General features: G+C 45.4%; 3 protein-coding genes. All 3 read right to left on the reverse strand.

Annotated elements, in window-relative coordinates:
• Nucleotides 1–561: 561 nt before the first annotated feature.
• The 3 genes from WS40_RS10145 to WS40_RS10155 all read right to left on the reverse strand — a co-directional run bounded on the left by WS40_RS10145 (nucleotide 562) and on the right by WS40_RS10155 (nucleotide 3850).
• Nucleotides 562–1788 carry a class I SAM-dependent rRNA methyltransferase gene (locus WS40_RS10145; protein WP_046442066.1) on the reverse strand — a complete coding sequence of 409 codons (1227 nt, stop codon included), beginning with the start codon at nucleotides 1786–1788 and terminating at the stop codon, nucleotides 562–564.
• A gap of 256 nt (nucleotides 1789–2044) precedes the next feature.
• On the reverse strand, nucleotides 2045–2713 hold the full coding sequence (locus tag WS40_RS10150; RefSeq protein ID WP_117857602.1) for a M23 family metallopeptidase: 669 nt from the start codon (nucleotides 2711–2713) through the stop codon (nucleotides 2045–2047).
• Between the two features lie 270 nt (nucleotides 2714–2983).
• On the reverse strand, nucleotides 2984–3850 hold the full coding sequence (locus tag WS40_RS10155; RefSeq protein ID WP_046442068.1) for a hypothetical protein: 867 nt from the start codon (nucleotides 3848–3850) through the stop codon (nucleotides 2984–2986).
• Nucleotides 3851–3956 lie beyond the last annotated feature (106 nt).

The following is a 3956-nucleotide window of genomic DNA, read 5'->3' on the forward strand; positions in this document are numbered from 1 at the left end:
AGGCACAATGGCAAAGTAGAGCGCAGTCACCGAGAAGATCACAACAAATTCTATTCGTGCCATAGGTTTTATTCCTGCGACGACTTAAACGTGCAGCTAGCTGCACGTTTAAGTCGAACAAACAACCGTCCTATGCGTCCCCTCAAATGGTTTTCGCCTATCGAATTTCTTAATAATAGTGTCCAATATGATTGACAAACCTACAAAAATACAAATAAAAAGCCCTGCTGAAAAACAACAGGGCTGAAAAGTCTATTTCGTCGGCTGGAAGCCAAGATACCCAAGATACCTGTGACTTATGTCCGAACTCAGCAGACTCGCTGAAATATATTGGGTCTTTCGACAGCTATATTATAGCATATCCGCAAGCATTTGTCAACACCAAAATGCAAAATAAAAAGCCCTGCTGAAAAACAACAGGGCTGAAAAGTCTATTTCGTCGACTGGAAGCCAAGATACCCAAGATACCTGTGACTTATGTCCGAACACAGCAGACAAACTGTGATATATCAGGTCTTTCGACAGCTATATTATATCACATTACGGCTTATTTGTCAACACCTACACCACCTGAAAAAGATAAAATTTCAGATAATCCGTTTCAGGCACATTGAGAAGTATCGGGTGGTCAGGTGCTTGCTGTCTTGCTTCAATAAGCTTGAGCTGAACGCCTGCATCCTTTGCAGCACTCATTACCATTTTCACAAATAGCCTGTTCTCCATAAAATGCGAACATGAGCAAGTGGCAAGATATCCGCCCCTTGGCAGAAGTCTCATTGCCCTGTAGTTTATCTCCTTATATCCCCTCTCAGCGCTTCCAACTGTCTTTCTGCTCTTTGTGAAAGCGGGCGGGTCGAGGATTATCATGTCATAATCAGCCTTTTCCTCAAGAAGCTTCGGGAGCAGATCGAAAACGTCTGCGCAAAGAAAATCCATTCTGTCCGTCAAACCGTTTCTCTCAGCATTCTCCCTAGCCGTATCAACAGCGAACTGTGAAACATCCACCGCCGTAACATGCCTTGCACCGCCCATTGCCGCATTGAGTGCGAACGAACCTGTGTGGGTAAAGCAGTCAAGGACCTTCTTGCCCTTTGCTATCTTCGACACCGCAAGGCGGTTATATTTCTGGTCAAGGAAAAATCCAGTTTTCTGACCGTTCTCAACATCGACCTCATAGCGTATGCCATTCTCCGTTATCTCAGTGATATTTGACGGTGGTTCAGGGAGAAATTCAGCCCTATACCAGCCCTTGTACTGCTCCAAGCCCTCCAGCTTTCTGATAGCGACATCGTTACGCTCCATTATGCCCGAAACTTTAACTCCGTCCTTTTCAAGCTCTTCAACAAGAAGCCTGAATATCATATCCTTTATCATATCCATGCCGTAGGAAAGCACCTGCGAAACAAGTATATCTCCATACTTGTCGATAGTAAGCCCCGGCATGCCGTCAGCTTCGCCAAAAATAAGCCTGCAAGCCGAAAAGTCGTCACCCATAACAGTTTTTCTGTAATCTATAGCATAGCGGATACGTCTGCGGAAAAAGTTTTCCGAGAAATTTTCATTTGCGTTGTCAGATAAGATCCTTATCCTTATCTTGCTGTTAAGGCTGAGAAAACCCGTTCCAAGATAAGAACCTTTTTCAGAGAAAACATCGCAAAGCTCACCGTTTTTCAAGCCCTCAGGCTCGTTTCTCAATTCGTCACAATACACCCATGGGTGACCGTTTTTCAGGGACATTTCCCCTTTTTTCGATATAGTGAACGCAGGATAGATTCTTTTGCTTTTCATTATTATACCTCACAATAATTTATACATTATCCACACAATATAAAACAGACCGTAGAGGACGACGCCCTCGGCGTCCCACCACTCTATGTTCTGTGTAAAAACATCAGCAATATTGCCTTAAAGTATAATTATAGCACAATTCTCTCTATTCTGCAATACATATGTATCACCGCACCCGAAAATTTTCAGATGCGGCGTTATATGGGGGATTATAACATCAGCACTTTGTATTACAAAGCGCCAAAATGAAGAAAGCTTATTTGTCCGCAGGGTCAATAAACTCGATAGGGTCTATCCACTGACCGTTCTTTTTCAAGCCAAAGTGCAGATGAGAAAGCTCTGCCACTTCCGCCTGAGCAGTGTCGCCCACAGCACCTATGACCTCCCCTGCATTCACCTCGTCACCCTCCTTGACGGACATTTCCTTTGACAGATTGTAGTAATGCCCTACAATGCCGTTTCCATGGTCGATAGTCATGCAGTTGCCCCACAGAGGGTCGTCCCATATCTTTGTAACAGTGCCCTTGTTCATCGCCTTGACAGGCTCGCCAAGGTCAGCTTTGATATCAACGCCGTCATGGGTTTTCCAGTAGCCGAGAGTTTCCGACTTCACAAGCTCGCCATTAGAAAACGGCTCTAATATCTCACCGTTCACAGGCATAACATTTGGCTGTGTCTGAATGTCCACATCCGGCTTGGAGCTTTCGTCCTTTTTAACGTCCGTTTTCTTGTTATCAGCCTGCTTTGGCGCAGTGCTGTCAACGCTCGAAATAGTCAGATTGTCGGTGATATCCTCCATAGCCTTGTTATATGCAGCTATACCCGCACCGCCAAGAGCCAGCAGACACGCCGCAAGTGTAATGTAAACACCCTTCGCTCCCAGAGCCTTGCCTGCGTGTGAATTTCTGATACTGAATTTTTTCATACACACAAAACCTTTCTCCGATATGATTTCCGCAGCCACTGTTGCGCCCACGGCAGTCTTATGCTATCGGCGGCATAAGTCCTCTGGCATTATTTTTGACATATACGGGTAAAATATTCACATAAAAATAAAAATACCGCACCCAAGCTTTCACCCAAGTGCAGTATTTCCTATTCCCGATCACATTTATGTAGTGGACGGCGTCCTCGACGTCCCACAAAGTCCAAATTGTCCCTATCCGTTTTGTATATCTCTTTTATCTCCTCAGCACTACCTATCCTGCGACCTCTTTCTCGCAAACTTAAACACTACACCTGCAATAGCAAGCACCGCCGCAACTCCCGCCAGACAAAGGCAGACTATAACATCATAGCGGCTGTTGTCAGCACCTTTCACCGAAAATATCTCAGACAGTTTCATGCCGTTCCACGCATTGCTCAGCACAGTCATTGCCACTACCCATACCGCAGATGCCACAAAGCAAAGTGCACCCTTGAAAAAGCCGTTCACCTTTAGATACCTTATAATAAGGAACACAGCCCACACCAATGCCACACAAGTCACCGTAGCGGCCATGCCTTCACGAAGGTCTACCACGTCACCGTATTTCAGCGTACCAAAAACAACGCATGCAAAAGTCAGTACTGAATCCGCCGCCATGCAGATAAGCCCCTTGCAATTTCTCACATACTTTTCAAGCTGTTCACTTCTCAGCACGAAAGGCAAAAATATGATAGCCTCCCCAAGAAGTGTTCCAAGTGTCGCCATTACAAACCAATCCCCGTGTGAATAAACGCACCCTGCGGCGTAAAGAAGCATAAGCGAGACCGTCGCAGAACCTAACGTCCATAACGCCCTGTTTTTCTTCACAAGCACAGGCACATTTATGAAAGAAAACGTCAGCATCAGCGACGTGATAAGCACCATGAACCAACCTATACCACCATGAGCCACATTATAAATAAAGCTCGGTATTATCGCCGCAAGATAGCCTATCCCAGTTATGATAGTGTACCCCCGAACAAAGCTTTTATAACTTCGCGCCATAAACTCAGCCTCTCTCTGCTGATTGTCCTCGCTCGCCGTGCAAAGCTCGTGCTCAGAAATGCCCAGCACCCTGCAAAGTCCCGATATCATCGTTATATCAGGATATGATACCCCCGTCTCCCTTAATTAAAGATATTGTTGGGTAAAAAAGAAAGGTCAGTCGATTTTGCCGATGAAGCGGTAGTAGATTTCTACT

Source organism: Ruminococcus sp. N15.MGS-57 (assembly GCF_000980385.1).
Lineage (GTDB): Bacteria > Bacillota > Clostridia > Oscillospirales > Ruminococcaceae > Hominimerdicola > Hominimerdicola aceti.